Here is a 21,824-nt window from a genome sequence, read left to right as displayed (position 1 = left end):
TTAACAATAATCAGAAATGCGAGGCTTTACTGGTAATTACAGATATCTATTTTGCTCTCTTGATGGCACAATAGTATCAATCATTTAATTCCATCAATTCTTTTGCTTGAAAATCAGTGGCAACAGGCTGAGAACAGGCGATAATATGAGGACTGATAGCGCAAATCGCATCTGTGGTTGTTTCAAAACAATTTGACAATCCAATTATTTTTAACAACCCTGAACGCTCTAGGATTTGTTTGACTTCAGGTTGCAAACCCGTGAGAATTAAGCGACAATTATGCCGTTTCAAGTCATGATAAATATCCTCCAGCGCTACTAATCCAGTCGTATCCATATTTGGTACAAAACGTAACCGCAAAATTAAATATTTCACTTCTGGTTCATCTCGCAGGAAGGTGACAAACCTCTCCGCAGCACCAAAAAATACAGGACCATCTACCCGATACACTGCAATTTCTTTACCTAATTCCAGAGGAGTCCCTGGGGGAAACACTTCAGTTTCAGGTATTTTAACTAAGCTTAAATCGCTCATCCGCTTAATAAACAAGACTCCGGCTGCAATCAATCCCACTTCAACAGCGAGAACTAAGTCAAACAAGATTGTCACCAACCAGGTAAGAATCATCACCGCAAAGTCGGAGTAGGTAGCACGTACCAATAAGCCAATAGCTTCCCACTCAATCATTCGCACACTAACTACCATCAAAATGCCAGCAAGTGCCGCTAGAGGAATCTGTGCCGCTAAGGGTGCTAAAGTTAGGACAATCATGGCTAAAGCAACACCATGAATTACTCCAGATAATCGGGTTTTACCGCCAGAACGGACATTCACAGCAGTCCGTGCGATCGCACCTGTGGCAGGAATGCCACCAAAAAATGGCACAATTATGTTTGCCAAGCCTTGACCAATTAACTCGCGATCGCTATTATGTTTCTCGCTGACCGTCATCCCATCAGCCACTACCGCCGATAGCAACGATTCAATACTTCCCAATGCTGCTAAAGCCAAAGCTGGATTAATTAGTTCTCGAATTAGACTGAAATTATCCCAGTGGGGAATACCTTGGGGTATCGGTAAAGATTGGGGAATAGTGCCAATTGTGGGGACATCTAGATGAAAATAAGTAGCTATACCTGTTGCCAACACCAACCCCACCAAAGAACCCGGTATTGTCGAATTAATCTTAGGCCACAAAACCTTGGCAGCAATTACTACCGTTGCTAACCCCACAGCCGCCCAGTTTAAAGCTTCCACGTGAGTTAAAGTTTGCCCAAGTCCGGGGAGAAAATGTTCGCTACGCGGTAGTTGTAAACCAAAGAAATTATTTAATTGACCACAAAAAATAATCACGGCAATACCATTGGTAAAGCCCGCTGTGACTGGATAGGGAATAAACTTCACCAGCCGCCCCAGTTTGGCAACCCCCAAGGCTACCTGGATAATGCCAGCCATCACCCCCGCAATCCAAACTTTCTCAATACCATACTTGGCGACAATACCCACCAAAACCACAGCCATTGCACCTGTCGGTCCTGTAATCTGTACTGGTGAACCACCAAAAATTGCTGCCACAATTCCTGCCACAATAGCGGTGTAAAGTCCCGCCTTGGGTTCTACACCACTGGCTACCGCAAAGGCTAAAGCCAAAGGTAAGGCGACTACTGCTGCGGTGAGTCCCCCTGTCAAATCGCCGCGCAGTCCACTAAACCAGCGACTCAAACGCAAAAACTGTGGTTCTTCGAGGATATCAGAGATTGCCATATTGTCATTTTTAACTCTCATACAGAATTTTTTGTTGATGCACCCAATAGTGTTATTCCATCTTTTCCAATGCTTCACGCACATTTACTAGATGGTTATTAAACACCTCCAGTGCTGCATCCAGCACCTTGAAAATAGCTGGATCACGAATCGAGTAAAAGACGTAGTTGCCTTGTTTGCGAATCGTTACCAGATTCAGCCGACGTAGGACTCCCAACTGCTGAGATATTGATGAAGCATCTACCTCTAGCCACTGGGCAATGTAATTCACATTTTGTTCGCCCTGTCGCAAAGTATCCAAGATTTGAATCCTCACAGGGTTGGACAGAACCTTGAAAAAGTCTGCCTTGAAGTAACTAGGTTCAAAGGGCATTTTATTTTAGTATATCTCTATCTTCAAAGTCTTGCAGATAGCTTAACACTTATGCTATGGTTCAGCAAGTTAGAGATATAACTCTAAACCTCACCTTTTCGGGTTACTCCCGCAGGAAACAGCAGTGGAAATCAAAGACGACAAGAGCGATCGCGCAAATATCGGTATTATGCCAATATCGGTAAAATCCTCCAACAAGCTAGAAGTTCTGCAAACATCAGCTATTTCTGAAGTTAGTCCAATTAGCAGGGGCATAGAAATCGTCAAAACATTCTCCAGTGCAGGAATACGTCCCATTACTGCTAGTAACCTCAAAGTTGTAAAAACAATGAATGTTATGGGTATCCGTCCCATTGGCGCTCATACAATAGATATTGTTGATAGCATTAACCAGTGTGGGATTCGTCCAGTTGCTGCAAATACCATCAATGATTCTGAAAGTCTGATGGCTTTTCTGGACTAGACTGCAAATTATTTTTATACATTTAATTACATAATCCTTTGAAAAACTGATACCAATTCCAAGAATGTTGGCAACACATCCAGAATCTGAGATGCGTTAGCTTTTCCGCAGAAGGCTATATCGTATCTCTACAAAATTTATTTGTCGCCTGCTTGTTTCAAATTGGTATGATTTTTTGTCTTTACAAAAAGACTCAAGCAGTAAAAACAGAGGTGATTTCGCAAAATGGAAATTAAAATTTTTGATGTAGAATATGGTTTTTGTGCATTAATTATTTCTGATAATAATCGTGCAACACTTATTGACTGTGGCTACAATGAACGAACAGGGTTTCGCCCAAGCAACTATATTATAAATAGTAGTTTAATCGGTCTGGAAAATTTAATTATTTCTTATTTGGGCGACGAAAATTTAGCTGATTTACCTTACCTGATGAACCATAGTTTTCAAAGTCAATTCCCTACTAATTTTTTGATTAAAAATCCTTCAATAAATGCAAATAACTTGCCAGAAATAGGTATTCGTAATCATGCGAGAAGCGGAAAAATAAATTTTTTAAGTTTCATCAGCAACTCCTATAGAGCAAAAATTGTTAATCATAGATTTGGCAACATCAGTTTCGCTTTTTTTTCTAATCATTATCCCAATTTTTTAGATTACAATAATTTAAGTTTGGTGACTTTTATTTACTACTTTGGTATTGGCATAATATTTCCCGGTAATTTGACACAAAAAGGTTGGTATTCTCTCTTAGAAAATCCATCATTTCGAGAGAATTTACAACGAGTTAATTTTTTCGTAGTATCTAACCACGGACAAGCAAGTGGTTATTGCCAGGAAGTGTTTGATTATTGTCAACCTGAGTTAATAATTATTTCTAACAAGTTAAATCAGCCGATGCCGCCAGAAATGAAAAATAGATACATAAATCATGCTCAAGGCTTCAAAGGTTTGAATGGTAATCAGAAGTTATTAACTACTCGCGAGCATGGTACGATTAAAATTTCTAAGCCTTTTGCTAAGAAACTACAAATAACTACATCTATAAAGTATCCTAATTCAAGATAGCTTCCAGAATTCAAATAGCTGATAAAATTTTTCAGGCGATTGAGGTGAAGATTCAATTGCTAAAACTATTGAAACACTATATCAAGATAATTATCAACACGTTTGAAAAGCATCATACTTAACAATTAGTACATTAATTTTTTTTATAATCCTGTTCGTCCTAACTTATCCTACAAGTCACGGAGAATTGATAGAAGACTTATTTGGTTGAGCAAAATAATTCTGTTAGCTGCGATCGCAATTGATGCTAAACGATATCATTACTAAGGTATCATCTCTCTCCTTAGTAGTCATGCAAGCCGAACTTATCCAAACCAACCACAGCCAATCCACAAGCCGCTCCAACGCCCTTCCTCAACTCCTCGCACCCGCCGGTAACTGGGAATGTGCGACAGCTGCTGTCGAAAATGGTGCAGATGCAATTTATTTCGGCTTGGATAAGTTCAATGCACGGATGCGGGCTGAAAATTTCACTGAGGCAGACTTACCGGAATTAATGGAGTTTCTCCACCGTAGAGGTGTTAAAGGTTATGTCACCCTCAATACTTTGGTATTTCCCCAAGAATTGCGTGAGGCGGAAAGATATCTGCGTTCAATTATTGCTGCTGGTGTTGATGCGGTAATTGTCCAAGATATTGGTATTTGTCGTCTCATTCGTCACCTTTCTCCTGATTTCCCTATCCATGCTTCCACACAGATGACAATTACAAGCGATGTAGGTGTGGAATTTGCGGAGACTCTAGGGTGTAATTTAGTTGTTTTGGCACGGGAATGTTCGCTGCCGGAAATTAACAAAATTCAAAATCGGATGCAGTATCGTGGTGCCACCTTGCCATTGGAAGTGTTTGTTCACGGTGCTTTATGTGTTGCTTATTCGGGGCAATGTTTAACCAGCGAGGCTTTGGGGGGGCGATCGGCAAATCGGGGGGAATGCGCTCAAGCTTGTCGGATGCCTTATGAGTTAGTTGTAGACGGGGAAAGTGTGGATTTGGGGGATAAAAAGTATCTTCTTAGTCCCCAAGATTTGGCTGGGTTAAGTGTTTTGCCGGAGTTAGTACAAGCAGGTGTCAGTTGTTTGAAAATTGAAGGTCGGTTGAAATCTCCTGAATATGTAGCGAATGTGACGCGGGTTTATCGGGAAGCACTCGATCGCCTGATGATGCTGCCAGAGGATACGGTGAAAGACGAGGAGATAACAGAAACAGAGGTTAAGGCTGATTTTCCCAAAAAATCCTCCATATCTCCTTCCCCAGAAGAACTTTACAACCTGGAAATGGCTTTCTCTCGAGGAATTTATACTGGTTGGTTCCGGGGAATCAACAATCAAGAATTAGTTCATGCTCGATTTGGGAAGAAGCGCGGGGTATACCTGGGTAAAGTCAAGCAGATTCGTCATGAAGAGGTAATTGTTACATTAGAGGCACCCTTAAAGCCTGGTGATGGTGTTGTATTTGACTGTGGTCATCCGGAGACAAAGGAGGAAGGAGGACGAGTTTATGGGGTACAGCAGAGGGGTAAAGAGGCAATAATTACTTTTGGTAAAGATAATCTGAATTGGCGACGGGTGCATGTTGGAGATAAATTGTGGAAGACGAGCGATCCGGAATTAGATAAACAGTTGCGACAAAGTTATGCTGGAGATACACCGCAGTTCCAACGTCCCATTGATATCGAGGTACATGGGGAAGTTGACAATAAGTTGGTTACTGTGACTCGTGATGAGCTTGGTTATGTGGTTTTGGTTGAGTCGGAGATTTTATTACAGGAAGCACATACAAAACCCCTAACAACGGAGAAGTTGCAGGAGCAATTGGGCAGATTGGGTAATACTCCTTTTAAGTTAGGTAATTTAAATAATTATCTTCAGGGTAATGTGATTTTACCTGTGAGTGAATTGAATAAAATACGACGAGAAATTGTTAGCAAGTTGGCAGAACAACGGGCAAAATCAAGACGTTGGCAATTAAATCAAAATGCATCTTTAAAAGATTTACTTCCCAAACTAGGAAATGTCCCGATACAGGAACACAAAGATAAAGGTAAAGATAAAGGTAAAGATAAAGATAAAAATAGTCATCCAAATCTGATTGTATTGGTACGTAATTTACAACAACTTGCAGCCGCACTGGAAGCCGGGATTGAGACAGTTTATTGTGAATTTGAAGATACTCGGAAGTATCGCGAAGCTGTGGAAATGGTGAAGGGAAAAAAGAGAGATAGGGAAACATTGACACAGGAAGAAGATAGTATTTCTTTCTCCCCATCTTTACCACTCTCAGGAGCATATTCACCCAATCCCGAAATATTTCTTGCTCCTCCTCGAATTACAAAACCGGGTGAAAATTGGATTTTACAACAAGTGCGATCGCACAATGCTGATGGTTATTTAATTAGAAATTATGACCAGCTTCAATTCTTTGCAAATGATAGATGTGTGGGGGATTTTTCGTTAAATGTGGCAAATCCTTTAACTGCTGATTATTTATATAATAAGTTTGGTTTGGAACGGGTTACGGCTTCTTACGATTTAAATATTAATCAATTGGAAGACTTAATTACTAGTTCTCCTCCGGAGTGGTATGAGGTGACAATCCACCAACATATGCCCATGTTTCACATGGAACATTGTGTTTTTTGTGCTTTTTTATCAACTGGAACTGATTTTACCAATTGCGGTAGACCTTGTGAAAAATATGAAGTTAAATTACGCGATCGCGTTGGTAGTGAGCATATTTTACAAGCTGATTTAGGTTGCCGAAATACAGTATTTAATGCCACTGCTCAAACTGGTGCTGAGTATGTGCAAAAGTTACTTAATTCTGGTTTGAAAAATTTTAGAATTGAGTTTGTTAATGAAACACCAGATGATGTCAAGCAAACTATCCAAATGTATCAACAATTATTGTGTGGAAAAATTAAGGGTTCCCAGTTGTGGAGAGAATTAAAATTACAGAATCAATTAGGTGTTACTCGCGGTACAGTTGTACATTAAGGAATGTGGATTAAATAAAGTACAAAAAACAAAATTAGGGTGTGTTAGGCATAAACCGTAACGCACCGCTATCTAAAGTAGTTAAATACTTCTTCTAAATACTCAGACTCAAGATTAAGATTGACTACATTAGACATCTTTAAATCTCCTTATTTAGTAATTATCTCGTCTATACGATGCCGATTTTAAATTGATTGAATTTGCCTGAATCCATTGTCACTAGTAATCTTTACACCCCCTTCAAATCATACCGTCTCAATAAAAATGAGTAAAATTACTTATTATTTTGATTTGATGTTCTCTGATGTAAAATAAAACTATTTGCTAGATTTTTCATGAATACTTATAAATAGTAGTTTCTACTACTGCAAAAATTGCTTAACATAGATATGTCTCTAAAATTATACTTTTCAAATCTAAAATCAAATGTCTTCACAATTCTTTTCTAAAAAACAGTGGATTTTTGATCGTTGGGCACCTTTCTACGATATCTTCTTTACTACTGTTTTCTATCAAGCAATCCACAAACGCTTACTAGAGTATGTTGAGCTACCGGAAAAGGCAAATATATTAGATTTAGGCTGCGGAACTGGACGCTTGCTCAATCGAATTGCTCAACAAAATCCCACACTTCAAGGAACAGGATTAGACCTTTCCCAAGAAATGCTCAAACAAGCAAATGTTAACAATAAACATCAATCTCGCCTGAGATTTGTGGAAGGTAATGCAGAAGCAACACCATTTGCAGATAATGAATTCGATGCTATTTTTAATACAATTAGTTTCCTACATTATCCCAATCCAATCACTGTATTATCCGAAGTTCATCGCATATTACGTCCTGGAGGCAAATTTTACCTAGTTGACTACACAATTCGTTGGGCTGATGAACCAAAAGTTATAGGAATGTCTAGTGGTAGTCTTCGCATTTATAGTCCAGCAGTCCGCGAAAAACTAGGACAACAAGCCGGATTGAATTGCGTCAAACATCAATATTTATTAGGTGCAATTATGTTAACAATCTTCTCAAAATAATTTTTTTGATTACCATTCCATTTCTCTCAGCTTTTATTGTCCTAAAAAGCCCGTCACTAAAAGCGGAAGCAAAATGAGTAAGCTGATAATCAGCAGTAAAGTTGCCGGATCGATGTCGATGGTATTTTTTTCTTTTGGCTGCGGCATATTACACCTTCTTTGATGGAATTAATTTAATCGCTTTAAAATCTTTAGGTAATGTTACTCTTTAAATTCTATTTTAAAAGATTTTTAATTCTTTTTGACTTAATCTAACTTCATCATTTTGTGGCAATTGTGACTCGCAAGGATGTAAATATCACTGCCAAAAGTATCTTTTTCGCAATAAAATATACTGAAATCAGTAAAACAGTGTAAATTAGCACTATATTGTATAGATGCATCTTGAATTTTAATTTAATTTTTGATTACGATGAAAAGAACCTTTGTCCTCGATACCAATGTTTTGCTGCATGATCCCTCTGCAATTTTACGGTTCAAGGACAATGACGTAGTCTTACCAATTACTGTAATAGAAGAATTAGACCGCTTCAAAAAACAGCCGGAAATGACCGGAAGAAATGCCCGCCAAGTCTCGCGCACGTTAGATTTATTACGTAAACAAGGGCACTTAATCGAAGGTGTATCACTAAATAATGGCGGTATGCTTAAAGTCGCATTATGCAGTCGTAAAACCTTACATTCTTTACCCGTTGAACTTGAACATGGTAATGGTGATAATGCGATTTTAGCAGTTGCTTTGGAAATGAAACAAGTTTGTCAATGTCACGTAGTTTTAGTTAGTAAAGACACGAATTTACGCATCAAAGCTGATGCGGTTGGACTCGAAGCCGAAGATTACGAAACAGATAAGGTTGATATCGATGAACTTTATACAGGTATCAAAGAAATAATTGTTTCCGGCGATGAAATTCAGCAATTATCTAAAGATGGTGTTTTACTGCTAAATGGTGAATTTTTCCCCAATGAAGGGATTAACCTTATTGATGAATTAAATAATTCCCATACAGCATTAGGAGTAGTCAATTACGGAAGAATTGTACCTCTAGAAAATATTCCTACCACTGGTGTTTCTCGAATTCAACCTCGCAATCTCGAACAAAAATTTGCCCTAAGTTTATTATTAAATGACTCAATATCGTTAGTTACTCTGGTTGGGAAAGCTGGAACTGGAAAAACATTATTAGCGATCGCCGCCGGATTACAAAAAGTTGCTGACGAACGAACTTATACTCGACTGTTGATATCTCGCCCTGTGATTCCCATGGGAAAAGATATTGGTTTTTTACCAGGAGATATTAAAGAAAAACTAACTCCTTGGATGCAGCCATTATATGATAATTTTGACTTGATTTTTGGTACACAAGATGTATCTGGAAAACCTGCACATTGGCGAAGGGGACATGAAGAATTAATCGAACGAGGAATGTTACAAATTGAACCTTTAACATATATTCGCGGTCGTACAATTCCCAAACAATTTTTAATTGTAGATGAAGCTCAAAACTTAACACCCCATGAAGTCAAAACGATTTTGACGAGAGCAGGAGAAGGGACAAAGGTAGTATTGACGGGCGACCCCGATCAAATCGATAATCCTTATGTTGATGCTGCCAGTAACGGCTTAACATATGTAGTGGAACAATTTAAAAACGAATCCTTAGCTGCCCATATTACCCTCAGTAAAGGTGAGCGATCGCATTTAGCTGAACGGGCTGCTATGTTACTTTGAATTTACTTTAACTTGTCACCAATCTCTAACTCCAATACCCAAAATGTCTCTCGAAGTTTACGGAATTCCCAACTGTGGAACCTGCAAAAAAGCTTTGCAATGGTTGCAAACAAATAATATTGAACATGTATTTATCAATACTAAAGAAAAGCCACCATCGCTGGAAATGATTCAAAATTGGGTGACAACATTAGGCTCCCAACCCATGCGAAATACCTCTGGTCAATCTTACCGAGCATTAGGTGCAGAAAAAAAGGCATGGAATAATCAACAGTGGGTAGAGGCATTTGTGAAAGATGCAATGTTGCTGAAACGTCCGTTGTTCGTCAAAAATGGAATCGCAGTAATGGTTGGATTTAAAGAGGGAGAAATCCACACTAAGCTAGGAATTTAAGTTTCAGTAAGTTTGAGTAATTTTAAATATTCAGTATTGAAGATACATTTATACTATAGTGAGGATGTGACACAATCAGAAAAGTGTTTAACTTCATCCAGGCTCGATGTCTTTAAGTAATCAATCACCAGATTCTCCACTCCAACGCTTGCGGGAAGTAAGGCGTTTACTGCTACGACTCCATAAAGCGTTGCTTGACTCCGAAAAAATAGTATACGAACAAGTATACGGACAAATCAAATCTAACGGTGAGTTTTTAAGCTTAGTCATTGGACATGAATGGTTCAACTGGCTACATCAAATTTCACAGCTAATTGTTCGCATTGATGAAGTGTTGTTTGCCAAAAAACCTGTAGCAATGGAACAACCCAATCAACTGTTAGAACAAACAAAAAACTTACTTCAACCCGACAACGAAGGTACAACCTTAGGACAGCGTTACTTCCACGCTATCCAACGCGATCCAGAAATTGCCTTAATGCATGTTGAATTGTCGGAAATGCTAGCACAAGCTTAGGGGAAGGGGAAGGGGAAAGAGGGAAAAGATGTAATCAATACAAACTCAGCCTCTTTCTCCCATCTTCCAATACGGTTCGGTTGAGCAAAAATGGCTTTTAGCTTTTAGCTTTTAGAATCAATAGCGTATAGATGCACTACAACAATTTTCGGTACATTATTTCCTGGAAATCTCCTTAAACAAGCAAAATTCATTAACTGTGCGATCGCTCTGCATTTTTTAATTTATCACTGTGACTAGGATAATTAGAATAACCTTAAATACTGAAATCAGAGTTTACACAAGTTTGCCACTTAACTATTTACTCAACACTTCGACACACTATGATTAAAATCCTCCATCTCTCCGATATCCACATGGGCAGTGGGTTCACCCATGGACGCATCAACCCGGAAACAGGATTAAATACCCGTTTAGAGGATTTTGTCCGCACCCTATCGCGATGTATCGATCGCGCGATCGCAGAACCTGTAGACTTAGTCATATTTGGTGGTGACGCTTTTCCCGATGCCACTCCTCCGCCATACGTTCAAGAAGCATTTGCATCGCAATTTCGTCGTCTGGTTGATGCCGATATCCCGACGGTTTTATTAGTGGGAAACCACGATCAACATTCACAAGGGCAAGGGGGGGCGAGTCTCTGTATTTACCGTACTCTGGGAGTGCCCGGTTTTATCGTTGGTGATAGTTTGACTACGCACTTCATCCAAACTCGTAATGGTTCTGTGCAAATAGTGACATTGCCTTGGTTAACTCGTTCAACACTAATGACGCGACAGGATACTGAGGGGATGTCCATGTCAGAAGTGAATCAATTGTTGACCGAGAAATTACGTGTGGTGATTGAAGGTGAAGTTCGCCGCCTTAACCCTGATGTACCAACTATATTATTAGCTCATCTGATGGCGGATAATGCAACTCTTGGTGCTGAAAAATACTTAGCTGTGGGCAAAGGGTTTACGCTGCCGCTTTCTTTAATTGCCCGCGATTGTTTTGATTATGTGGCTTTAGGGCATGTCCACAAACATCAAAATCTCAACAAACAAAATAATCCACCTGTGATTTATCCTGGTAGCATCGAACGGGTTGATTTTAGTGAGGAAAAGGAAGATAAAGGTTATGTAATGGTAGAGTTGGAACGGGGTCATGTCGATTGGGAATTTTGCCCACTACCAGTAAGAACTTTTCGCACAATTGAACTGGATGTTTCCAAAGCTGAAGACCCACAAGCGGCGATAATCAAAGCTATTTCCAAACATAATATTGAAGATGCTGTCATTCGTTTAATATACAAGTTGCGTTCTGAGCAGCTAGATTTAATTGAAAGTACGACACTACACCAAGCATTAAGCACAGCGCATACCTACACTATTCATCCGGAATTAATTAGCCAGCTAGCACGTCCTCGCGTCCCCGAACTGAGTGCAAGTAGCAGTATTGACCCCATGGAAGCATTAAAAACTTATTTAAACAATCGTCAAGATTTGCAAGAAATCTCTGCAAAAATGCTAGAAGCGGCACATAACTTACTGTCGGTAGATGCAGAAAATTGGCTAGAAGTTACAGAAAGCGATAATTCTCCTCAAGTAGCGAATTCCTTACCAGCAATTGCGATCGATACACAATTAAAATTACTGTAACAGGATAGTTGTAGAACTTACTATAAATTGCTTAATTTTCAGTATTTATGCGGATAGGTGTGTATGTCCTGAACTTCAGCTTTTTCGGTTCCCAAATCAATAATTTGAATGTTAGTCTAAGGTATTAAATCTCACATAAATTTGAGAGACTTTTGATCAACTCTGTTCTTTCTAATTCTATATTTATGTTGAAGTTAGTATCTGCCACTTTAATCGCCACAAGTATTATATTTGGGGCATTTAGCAATCAGAATGTGGTTGTTGCCCAAACCTGTGCATCGAAGTGTGGAAAGCGCCCACTTCAGTTTGTACCTGGTCAACTAGTTAGTATTGAGGTTACAAATAAAACTCCCAGACTGTTGAAATTACAGAAAATAGAATCTTCGGGGTTTATCCAAATTCAACCGGGACAAACCTTGAAGTTTCAGCAAACGCAGGTGACAGAACCAAATATGTCTTTGGTGTTTTGGGATGACACAGGACGAGCCTTAACAGCAAATCTCTCAAAGCCGAATTTTGCGACATTGCGGGTTGAACTGCGTCCTAATTGGTATCAACCAGGCGATCGCTCGATTTATTTGCGTGATGATGGCATGGTTAATGTTTTATAAGATATCGCCAATGTTAGGGGTTTATTGTTTGAAGTTGTGAGTTAATAATTAAGGGTTAATTGTTAATATTTAGGGGTTATGGGCAATAGCTCATAATTCCCAATTTCTAACTCCTAACTCCTTATTTATGACTGATAATTTCGACTAATTCCGAATTTTATTTTTGATGTTCGATAAATCTATCTCTCAATCTATCTCCCCATTACCGATAAATAACCGACGTTTACCAGAGCAACGTTGGCATATATATCCGCAAAAACCAGCTTTAGCCCAACAAATAGCAGAAACTTTCAATTTATCACCGATTATTAGCCAATTATTAATCAATCGTGGCATTGAGTCGGCGGAAACTGCAAAAATATTTTTAGAACCAGAATCCTTAAATTTACCTTCACCACTAGTTGATTTTCCCGACTTAACAGCAAGCTTAGAACTTTTAGAAACTGCGATCGCATCTCAATCCAAAATCGCCATTTGTGGTGACTATGATGCTGATGGTATGACTAGCACCGCTTTATTATTACGTAGTTTGCGGTGGTTGGGGGCACAGGTTGATTATGCGATTCCTAGTCGCATGCACGATGGTTATGGTATCAATAAACGCATTGTCGAAGAGTTTCACAAAGAAGGTGTTGAGCTAATTCTCACTGTAGATAACGGGATTTCTGCATACGAGCCTGTTGTTCGCGCCCGTGAACTTGGTATCAATGTCATTATTACAGACCACCACGACATTCCCCAAAAATTACCCCCAGCAAATGCCATCTTAAACCCCAAACTCATCCGCGAAGATTCGCCCTATCGCGGTGTTGCAGGTGTGGGTGTTGCCTATATTTTGGCGGTTTCCCTGGCACAGCAACTCGGAAAAGCTAATTCTGGTATCCTCAAACCGATGCTGGAACTATTTACCTTAGGAACGATCGCAGATTTAGCTCCCCTCACGGGAGTTAACCGTCGTTGGGTAAAGCGGGGTTTACAACAGTTGCCAAAATCAAAATTAGCTGGAATTCAGGCATTGATTCAAATGTCTGGTGTGGTGGGGAAGGTAGGAGGAGAGGAAAAAAAAGAGGAAAGAAAAGAGGGGGACACGAAAAATGTTAACTCCCTCCTGCCTACTACCAAATCTCCAAATCCCGCATCATTAAAACCTGAAGATATTGGTTTTCGTCTTGGTCCCCGGATTAATGCGATCGGGCGAATTTCTGACCCGCAAATTGTTATAGAATTGTTGACGACCGATGATGTGGGAATTGCCCTCGAACGCGCGATGCAATGCGAAGGTGTGAATCGTCAGCGTCAAGAGATGTGTCAGCAAATTGAACAAGAAGCGATCGAAATTGTCGAAGCAGATTTTCTCGCCTCCCTCAAAGATGACAGGGTATTAGTAGTTGTTCAAAACAACTGGCATCACGGTGTAATTGGGATTGTTGCCTCGCGTTTAGTTGAACGCTACGGTGTGCCTGTATTTATTGGTACATATGAAGAAAATGGAGATATTCGCGGTTCTGCACGGGGAATTCCCGAATTTAATGTATTTGAGGCTCTAGAATATTGCCACGATTTACTCGGTAAATACGGTGGACACAAAGCAGCAGGAGGTTTTTCGATACCTGCGAATAACTTGGCAGAAGTGCGAGACTCCAGGGAGTCGCTGCTGCGAACGCGCTTATCAGAATTTGCGAACCAATGTCTGCAACTCCAACATCTCAAACCCCTAATTAAAATCGATGCTTTAGCAAACCTAAATCAAATCGATCGCACCCTTTACCAACAGCTTAATACATTAGAACCCTGCGGCATCGAAAACCCAGACCCAACATTCTGGACTGCCAATGTCCGCGTCGTCGAACAAGCCACCATTGGCAAAGGTCATATTAAAATGACTTTAGCCCAAACCATTGATAATGTCCGTTATACAATTAAAGCGATCGCCTGGCGATGGCGCGAATATTGTCCCCTACCCACACACATTGATATCGCCTACAAACTTCGCGAAAATACCTTTAATGGGGAAAGCAGCATCGAGTTGGAAATCATTGGTGCAAGACAACCTAGCCAAACCCCAGCAGCACCATTATTATTGACATCAACAGCCAATAAACGAGGTGTCACTTTCACCCATCAAAATCGCCAATACACCTGCGGTATCTACAACAACGGTTCCACACAGGAACTGAGAATTAAAAATGCCGATGGTAAAGTTTTAGCAATATCCGCCAATGCGACTGTGGGATTACTAGGGACAAACCGCCAAAATGCAAAAGAGGTTGATATTTCTCAACCTCCCTACGACAGTATTATTAAAACTGCATTCCAAGCTTTAAATAGTGCTGTAGATGCTGAAAGATGAGTAGAAAGCTATAGACATAAATTAAGTTTTGTGTCTTAACTTTTAATAACTGAGGGCGCAAGCTGCAATAATGAGTTCTTACCAAAATCTCATTACTTTTGACTTCACGATGAAATATTTGTATTTACTCAGCACGCAGCACTCATCACTTTCTTCTCTTACAAATCGCCATTGCGGAAAGCAAGCAGGAAAATCACGATTGGACCAGCTAAGACGATGAGAGCGATCGAAGTTAGCTGAAAAATGACTTCCCAATTGATGTTTCCTAAAGCTTCAAACATTTATTTCCTCCGAACTTGTTTTAAAAAGTTAAATAACACACTTACAAATCCTAGAATCTAATAATATCCGGCTACAGGCAACGGATTTTAATTTACTTAACAAAACTATAAAAAAAGACATAATTGGTGGAAATATGACGAAGAGAGACGAATACAACGACAAGAAGACATTTTAATTTTCAAGCTCAAATTCTTCTCCCCTCTACTTCTGATTTGAAAGAGTCATTACTCATTTGTTATTCCCCGCGTCTCCGTCTCTCCGTGTCCACCTTTCATGCTTGGCGATGAAAAAATTTCATCGCGACTGCCTTTACTCCCTAATCCCCAAAAATCATGGCTACTTGGCAATGTATAAAAAACTGCGGCGCTTGCTGCAATCTCAATCCCGAAGAACGACCAGATTTAGACTTATACCTGAATCCAGAAGAACTAGAAGAATATCTCAGTATGGTTGGTGAAGGTGGATGGTGTATCAACTTTGACCATGAAAGCCGTGAATGCCGTATTTATGAAAAACGTCCCCGCTTTTGCCGAGTCCAAGCCGATATATTCGTGGATATGTACGATATCGAACCCGAAGAACTCAACGATTTTGCGATCGACTGCTGCCGTCAGCAAATCGAAGGGGTATATGGCGATCGCAGTTTAGAAATGTTGCGGTTCGATCAAGCTGTAGGGATTTAAATTTTACTGGATAATGGCGATCGCCTCATTGAGCTTTGTTAAATGGGGTTGCAATTTGTAAAGAATATTGAGAAAATGAGAGAAATATGAAAAACCTCTAGCTCAAAAAGAATACTATCTGTGAAACTAGACTCTGCACCAAATACAGTAGCTGAAATCGCCCTGGCTGAAGCTGAACCAAGGATGTCGGTAATTGAAACCGCCCAATCTGCACACCCCCACAGTTTTGGGAAGAAGGAATCGATCTGGGTGACGTTCGCAACTACATTTGTAACTATATTTTTGGCTGAAATCGGTGATAAAACCCAGCTATCAACACTGCTGATGAGTGCAGAGTCACACGCCCCTTGGGTAGTATTTTTCGGTTCGGCGGCTGCTTTAGTGACAACCAGTCTATTAGGTGTGCTTTTAGGCAGTTGGATATCAACCAAGCTTTCTCCAAAAACAGTCGAAAAAGCAGCAGGTGTAATGCTTTTGTTTATCTCGGTAATGCTATTTTGGGATGTGGTTGTTGGCTAATAGTTGCTGATTAATGGTTAATTTATATAGTTAATGGGTAATTTATAATACCCAATTCCCAATTTTCATCCTCACAAAATTATGAACTGGCATCTTTTAGGACTCAGCTTTATTACAGTTTTTTTATCTGAATTGGGTGATAAAAGTCAACTAGCTGCGATCGCACTTTCTGGACAGGGAAAGTCACCTCGTGCAGTTTTTTTTGGTACAGCAGGGGCATTGTTATTAACCAGCTTATTGGGTGCATTAGCTGGAGGTATGGTTTCCGAGTTACTACCAACACGAATCTTAAAAACAATTGCCGCAGTGGGATTTGCAATTCTCGCGATCCGTTTATTATTTTTTAATGGAGAAGAAGAGATACTAGATTCGCAAAAAGAAGTAATTTAAAGTTACAAATAAATATTGAAATGTATCTAAAATTTAATCAAAAGCAAAAGCCTGGTTTGTTTGTGCAACCAGACTTTTTGTGGTTTTTCAAAAACCCAATTAAACTCCTAATCACGAGACTTCCAAGATTACTGATTTACGGAATCAAGATTCAAAATTGAAAAAATCCTTTCATCTGTTTCTTTTTTCCCACATTTGTTATACCTTCTGCTGCCAACTCCATCCTAAAATCACACCACCAATAACTAACTTCACAACATCTAAAACCCAATAAAGACCATGTAAAACATTCATGGTTACTGGAATTGGCGATAGAGAATTAAACAGACTGAGATTAACACCAATTGCAGACATTTGCGGTGTTAAGAAATATGTATCGGCGAATGATATGGCAAGCAATAAAACAGCCAGAAAAGTAATCACAGGTGAATTTCTGAATCGGCTATTTGATAAAACTAAAACGCCAGTTAATACTAAACCCGCGCATAACAACTCAATCCGGTTAAAACTCCAGAAAATCGAATAACCTGCGGACGCAAAACTATCTTGGCTCATCATTCCCGATATATAGAGACTAGGCATAATCACCCAATCTAAAAACAGACTCGCACTGAGCCAGAAACCCAAAGTCAGTGTTGTGATATTTTGCCAAAGGGGGCGTTTATATACAACGTTAGATTCAATGCTAGAGATCGTACTCATAAGAATAATTGCCTGTATTTATATCTTTAGTTTCCACCTCAAAAAGTAATCTTGACAACAGAAATAAACTATCCTTTACAAATGGGGTAGATATATATAAGTATTTAGGCTTATTTTCTCTTTGTATTTATATGAATTATGGCTAGTGAATATGTGAGAAGACTTTAAGTAAATTATTTTATACTTAAGGTAAGTAAAAACCTTTTCATCACTGCTGATGATGCCGGAGGTTGGGTTATGGCAAACTTTAGCGTTTCTGGAAACATTGTAGACGTTCTCCACAAAACCATATTTCCGGGAACAGTTGTCATTGTAGACGGCAAGATTCAAGCTATAGTGCGAGAAGAGGGTAAACAATATCATCAGTACCTACTTCCTGGTTTCATTGATGCCCACGTTCATATCGAAAGTTCCATGCTTGTACCCACCGAATTCGCCCGTCTGGCAACGGTGCATGGTACAGTTGCAGTAGTTTCTGACCCACACGAAATTGCTAATGTCTTAGGACTGGCTGGTGTGCGGTTTATGCTTGCCAATGCTGCCCAAACACCCTTGAAAATAGCCTTTGGTGCGCCTTCCTGTGTGCCTGCGACTGAGTTTGAAACAGCAGGGGCAAAATTGACAGCTAGAGAAATTCGGGAACTTTTTCAGCAGGATGGGATTTCTTACCTCAGCGAAGTGATGAATGTTCCTGGTGTTTTAGCTGGGACAACCGAGGTGATGGCAAAAATCCGTATTGCCCAAGAATTCGGGCTTCCTGTTGATGGACACGCGCCAGGACTCCGGGGTGAGGATGTACGGAGTTATGCTGCTGCTAAAATTACTACCGACCATGAATGCAGTACCTTGGCGGAAGCTTTGGATAAACTGGCTGTGGGGATGAAGATTATTATTCGTGAAGGTTCAGCCGCAAAAAATTTTGAGGCATTGCACAGTTTGATTAATTCCCATCCCAGCCAATGTATGTTTGGTAGTGATGACAAGCATCCTGATGATTTGGTAAAGGGGCACATTAACGAGTTGGTGCGATCGCTTGTCGCACTTGGTTATGATGTAATGAAGGTGTTACAAATCGCCTGTGTTAATCCGGTGTTGCACTACAACTTGAATGTGGGATTGTTACAAGTTGGTGATGCTGCTGATTTGATTGTGGTCAACAATTTGCGAGAATTTGAGGTGTTATCTACCTATTGCAAGGGAATTTTAGTTGCTAAAGCAGGTAAAGCCTTAATATCATCTGTGCCAGTCACACCAATAAATAACTTTACCGCTACTGAAAAACAAACAACAGAATTTCGCATCCCCGCACAGGGTACAACAGTTCGAGTGATTTCAGCATTTGACGGACAGTTGATGACAGAAGAGAAAATTTTACCTGCCCAGATTCAAAATGGCGAGGTTATCGCAGATATAGAAAATGATGTGCTAAAAATTACCGTTGTCAACCGTTACCAAAATACTCCACCAGCCGTAGCACTAATTCACAATTTTGGCTTCAAACGAGGTGCGATCGCATCTAGTGTGGCACACGATTCACACAATATTGTAGCAGTGGGGGCAAGTGATAGAGAAATTTGTGCAGCAGTGAATGCGGTGATTCGAGTTCAAGGGGGTATTGCTGTCGTTGAAGGTAATTCTGTGCAAGTGCTTCCTTTACCCGTGGCAGGATTGATGAGTGCAGCAGATGGCTACGAGGTTGCAAAACAGTATGCTCATTTGGATGCTTGGGCAAAACGATTGGGTACTACACTGTCAGCACCATTTATGACGCTTGCCTTTATGGCATTGTTGGTAATACCTGATTTAAAATTAAGCGATCGCGGTTTGTTTAGTGGTAAAGATTTTAAGTTCGTGTCACTGTGGTTTAACCCATAAATTAGTTGAGACATTTATATTTTGGCTGATAATTTCTCTGCGTCGATTTTCAGATATTTAGATTCGCCTCAATACCTACAACAAAGCCAATGCGACGATGGGAAGACAGTAATATGTACAGGAAAATTCAGAATTATTCTCCGGGAATTTGGGGAATGCGAGTATTTGTAGGTTGAAAGAATTCTTTTTTCTGGAAACCAAAAGTATTAGCTACTAACGAGTTGGGAAAAACTTGAATTTCTTGGTTATAAACTTGTACTGCTTGGTTATAACGCCTTCGCTCTACAGATAGACGATTTTCAGTCCCAGCTAGCTCATACTGAAGATTAATAAATAATTGGTTTGACTGCAACAGGGGATTGGCGACTGCATAAGTACGAAAACTGTCAATTGCTTGATTAATTTGCACAATCGCACCAGCTTTTTTATCTGGAGTGTCTGCATGTAAATAAGAAGAATGCGATCGCTTCAACAACGATACTAACTCTTTCTCATGTTTAGCATAATTTTGTGTCACATTTACAAGGTTGGGTATTAAATCTGCACGTCGCTGGAGTTGATTTTCGACTTGCGCCCAGGCTGCTTCAACTTTGGAATTGGAACTGGCTAGGGAATTGTAAGTCCAAATGCTCCAGAGACTCAGAGCTACAAACATACTTGCGGTAATTTTCAGCAGAATTTGGCGTTGTTTTTGTGTTTGTTGTTGGCGCTGTATTTTTTCCTGATGTTGTTTCTGTATATCCCGAATTGCCTGTTGAATAATTTCGGGGGGGATGTCTACTTCTTCACCTGCGGCTACTAAGTCAGATTGTGAGTAGCTCCTCATTTGATTGGCATAGTAGCGAGAGGCTAACTCTAGCACCTCTGGGGCGATTTCTTCGGGAATTCTAATTTCTTGATTTTTCATGGCGAAAACAAACTTAGTATTAATTTGATTTTAATTTTTTGATTTTTTGATTTTTAGTCATTTTCATAATTTCCAGGTAATTACCAATCACCCCCACCACCACCACCACCGCTATTACCACCGCCAAAGCTGCTACCACCACCACTACCGCCACTACCCCCAGAACTGATGATAATTGGAGGAGGTAAACGAGGAATTATCCGTTCCTGTTGCTGAAAATAAGAACAAAAGTCACATATATCAGTAATCAATAATGTTCCATGTTTGTATTCTGTCGGTGGGAGTAGTGTCTTTTGGCTGCGCTTCACTGTCCACTCTTTGCAGTGAGGACATTCCTGAAATTCATCTGATTTGGATACCCAACCAATCAGGTGAAATCCTTCATCTATCTTTTCCTGGCTGCATTTTGGACATTTCCAGCCTTCAAATTTGATGCTACCGATACGTTGAGCGACTTTTTCCACTTCACTCAAATTTGATTCCACTAGGGAATCATCTACTTTTTGCATTTGCTGTTTACATGTAGAACAATAGACGCGATAATATTTTCGATCAGTCAGTCGCGATCGCCCTTCTGGCGGGAGAAAAACTTGACTATTAAAGTAGACTGTAATCCCTCCTAGAGTAAACACAAATACACCAGTTCCCAGTAATAATCCCCAGAAAATATTGTGATCTTGAGTCGGTTGAATGGAATCAGTAGCAGAAATTGGTTTTATGATAGGAATCTGTGTATTTTGATTTATTTCTGCTTTTAGGGATGGTTCTAAGACGATAATTAAGGCTTTTGTTCCAGCAAGAATGCCACCATCAAAGTCTTTCTGTTTAAAGCGTGGGGTAATTTCGGTGTTAATAATATTACCTACTTGAGCATCCGGTAAAATTCCTTCCACTCCGTAACCAGTCTCAATTTCTACCCGACGGTCTTTTACTGATACTAAAAATAGTACACCGTTATCTTTACCTTTCTTACCAATACCCCAGTAATTAAAAAGTTTTGTCTTAAATTCTTTCGGTGAAGCTGCCGGTGCTGTTTCTGGAACAGTTACCACTGCTATTTCCGCGCCATTTTTTGCTTCCAAACGCGAAATCATCCGATTGAGTTGAATTTCTGTCTCATCCGTGAGAATATCAGCCATATCAGTCACCCAAGCACCATTTACCTGTCGGGGATTAGGGACTTCTTGGACAGTCACAGCGAGGCTAGATAGGGGGGAAAGAAATATAACAGAGAAAAATAAACTCATCCAAAAAATTCGCTTTGGTTTTAGTAAATTCCACTTCATGAATTGCGCCTCCAAAAGATAAATATCTGGAGCATGAATATCTTGATTAATAGCAGTGTTCTAATACTAAATTTATATAACAAGAAGTTGAGAATCTTGTGAAGGTGGTGAAGTTCCCTGTAGTCACAACAGTGGGATTCGTAAAACTTTTATTCACTGTATCTCTTGTAAAAATCATTAAACTAATGGCAATTGATAGAGTCTGATATCAAGTCCAGTTAATCAGTTATTATTAATTTG

The 21,824-nt window shown here is 39.7% G+C and carries 20 protein-coding genes; 14 read left to right on the top strand and 6 right to left on the bottom strand.

The genetic code is table 11. The features are described 5' to 3' along the window. Nucleotides 1-76: 76 nt before the first annotated feature. Both VB733_RS14695 and VB733_RS14690 read right to left on the bottom strand, forming a co-directional pair. Nucleotides 77-1,765, bottom strand: a complete 1,689-nt coding sequence (locus VB733_RS14695; protein ID WP_323340849.1) for a SulP family inorganic anion transporter — start codon at nucleotides 1,763-1,765, stop codon at nucleotides 77-79. Between the two features lie 52 nt (nucleotides 1,766-1,817). Continuing rightward, nucleotides 1,818-2,138, bottom strand: a complete 321-nt coding sequence (locus VB733_RS14690; RefSeq protein ID WP_323340803.1) for a metalloregulator ArsR/SmtB family transcription factor — start codon at nucleotides 2,136-2,138, stop codon at nucleotides 1,818-1,820. A gap of 124 nt (nucleotides 2,139-2,262) precedes the next feature. Between VB733_RS14690 and VB733_RS14685 the strand changes: the two genes are divergently transcribed. The 10 genes from VB733_RS14685 to VB733_RS14640 all read left to right on the top strand — a co-directional run bounded on the left by VB733_RS14685 (nucleotide 2,263) and on the right by VB733_RS14640 (nucleotide 14,940). Beyond that, on the top strand, nucleotides 2,263-2,601 hold the full coding sequence (locus VB733_RS14685) for a hypothetical protein (RefSeq protein ID WP_323340802.1): 339 nt from the start codon (nucleotides 2,263-2,265) through the stop codon (nucleotides 2,599-2,601). Between the two features lie 225 nt (nucleotides 2,602-2,826). Continuing rightward, a complete protein-coding gene (locus tag VB733_RS14680) occupies nucleotides 2,827-3,669 on the top strand; it encodes a hypothetical protein (protein ID WP_323340801.1) in 843 nt (280 codons plus the stop codon). Nucleotides 3,670-3,961: 292 nt separating this feature from the next. Continuing rightward, the gene (locus VB733_RS14675) at nucleotides 3,962-6,661 is read left to right on the top strand and encodes a U32 family peptidase (protein ID WP_323340848.1); all 2,700 of its coding nucleotides are present in this window, start codon (nucleotides 3,962-3,964) and stop codon (nucleotides 6,659-6,661) included. Nucleotides 6,662-7,087: 426 nt separating this feature from the next. Continuing rightward, nucleotides 7,088-7,696: a class I SAM-dependent methyltransferase gene (locus VB733_RS14670; protein WP_323340800.1), complete on the top strand. Its 609-nt coding sequence runs from the start codon at nucleotides 7,088-7,090 to the stop codon at nucleotides 7,694-7,696. A 412-nt stretch (nucleotides 7,697-8,108) separates the two neighbouring features. Next, a complete protein-coding gene (locus tag VB733_RS14665; protein ID WP_323340799.1) occupies nucleotides 8,109-9,428 on the top strand; it encodes a PhoH family protein in 1,320 nt (439 codons plus the stop codon). Nucleotides 9,429-9,471: 43 nt separating this feature from the next. Continuing rightward, nucleotides 9,472-9,822, top strand: a complete 351-nt coding sequence (locus tag VB733_RS14660) for a Spx/MgsR family RNA polymerase-binding regulatory protein (protein ID WP_323340798.1) — start codon at nucleotides 9,472-9,474, stop codon at nucleotides 9,820-9,822. Nucleotides 9,823-9,928: 106 nt separating this feature from the next. Next, nucleotides 9,929-10,339 (top strand): hypothetical protein, encoded by a 411-nt coding sequence (locus VB733_RS14655; RefSeq protein ID WP_323340797.1) that lies wholly within the window; start codon nucleotides 9,929-9,931, stop codon nucleotides 10,337-10,339. Between the two features lie 323 nt (nucleotides 10,340-10,662). Beyond that, nucleotides 10,663-11,979 (top strand): exonuclease SbcCD subunit D, encoded by a 1,317-nt coding sequence (locus VB733_RS14650; protein WP_323340796.1) that lies wholly within the window; start codon nucleotides 10,663-10,665, stop codon nucleotides 11,977-11,979. 185 nt (nucleotides 11,980-12,164) lie between these two features. Next, nucleotides 12,165-12,590 (top strand): hypothetical protein, encoded by a 426-nt coding sequence (locus VB733_RS14645; protein ID WP_323340795.1) that lies wholly within the window; start codon nucleotides 12,165-12,167, stop codon nucleotides 12,588-12,590. Between the two features lie 166 nt (nucleotides 12,591-12,756). Further along, complete coding sequence (locus VB733_RS14640) at nucleotides 12,757-14,940, top strand: single-stranded-DNA-specific exonuclease RecJ (protein ID WP_323340794.1); 2,184 nt, start codon at nucleotides 12,757-12,759, stop codon at nucleotides 14,938-14,940. 158 nt (nucleotides 14,941-15,098) lie between these two features. On the opposite strand, the gene psb30 is transcribed toward VB733_RS14640, so the two are convergent. Further along, nucleotides 15,099-15,221: a photosystem II reaction center protein Ycf12/Psb30 gene (psb30, locus tag VB733_RS14635; RefSeq protein WP_096610922.1), complete on the bottom strand. Its 123-nt coding sequence runs from the start codon at nucleotides 15,219-15,221 to the stop codon at nucleotides 15,099-15,101. Between the two features lie 333 nt (nucleotides 15,222-15,554). Between psb30 and VB733_RS14630 the strand changes: the two genes are divergently transcribed. The 3 genes from VB733_RS14630 (at nucleotide 15,555) to VB733_RS14620 (ending at nucleotide 16,814) form a co-directional block, all read left to right on the top strand. Further along, nucleotides 15,555-15,905, top strand: coding sequence for a YkgJ family cysteine cluster protein (locus VB733_RS14630; protein ID WP_096610920.1), 351 nt, complete (start codon nucleotides 15,555-15,557; stop codon nucleotides 15,903-15,905). A 120-nt stretch (nucleotides 15,906-16,025) separates the two neighbouring features. Beyond that, nucleotides 16,026-16,424 (top strand): TMEM165/GDT1 family protein, encoded by a 399-nt coding sequence (locus tag VB733_RS14625; RefSeq protein WP_323340793.1) that lies wholly within the window; start codon nucleotides 16,026-16,028, stop codon nucleotides 16,422-16,424. A gap of 81 nt (nucleotides 16,425-16,505) precedes the next feature. Continuing rightward, a complete protein-coding gene (locus VB733_RS14620) occupies nucleotides 16,506-16,814 on the top strand; it encodes a TMEM165/GDT1 family protein (RefSeq protein ID WP_323340792.1) in 309 nt (102 codons plus the stop codon). Between the two features lie 198 nt (nucleotides 16,815-17,012). On the opposite strand, the gene VB733_RS14615 is transcribed toward VB733_RS14620, so the two are convergent. Then, on the bottom strand, nucleotides 17,013-17,516 hold the full coding sequence (locus tag VB733_RS14615; RefSeq protein ID WP_323340791.1) for a hypothetical protein: 504 nt from the start codon (nucleotides 17,514-17,516) through the stop codon (nucleotides 17,013-17,015). A gap of 237 nt (nucleotides 17,517-17,753) precedes the next feature. Between VB733_RS14615 and ade the strand changes: the two genes are divergently transcribed. Beyond that, nucleotides 17,754-19,391 carry an adenine deaminase gene (gene ade / locus VB733_RS14610; RefSeq protein ID WP_323340790.1) on the top strand — a complete coding sequence of 546 codons (1,638 nt, stop codon included), beginning with the start codon at nucleotides 17,754-17,756 and terminating at the stop codon, nucleotides 19,389-19,391. Between the two features lie 133 nt (nucleotides 19,392-19,524). Here the strand turns inward: ade and VB733_RS14605 are convergent, their stop codons facing one another. After that, nucleotides 19,525-20,298, bottom strand: coding sequence for a LemA family protein (locus VB733_RS14605; protein WP_323340789.1), 774 nt, complete (start codon nucleotides 20,296-20,298; stop codon nucleotides 19,525-19,527). 80 nt (nucleotides 20,299-20,378) lie between these two features. Then, nucleotides 20,379-21,584 (bottom strand): TPM domain-containing protein, encoded by a 1,206-nt coding sequence (locus VB733_RS14600; RefSeq protein ID WP_323340788.1) that lies wholly within the window; start codon nucleotides 21,582-21,584, stop codon nucleotides 20,379-20,381. Between the last annotated feature and the right edge of the window lie 240 nt (nucleotides 21,585-21,824).

The sequence above is a fragment of the Calothrix sp. UHCC 0171 genome (assembly GCF_034931845.1).
Lineage (GTDB): Bacteria > Cyanobacteriota > Cyanobacteriia > Cyanobacteriales > Nostocaceae > Brunnivagina.
Note: the sequence above shows the minus strand (reverse complement) of the source record. Positions and strands in the feature narration are given on the sequence as shown.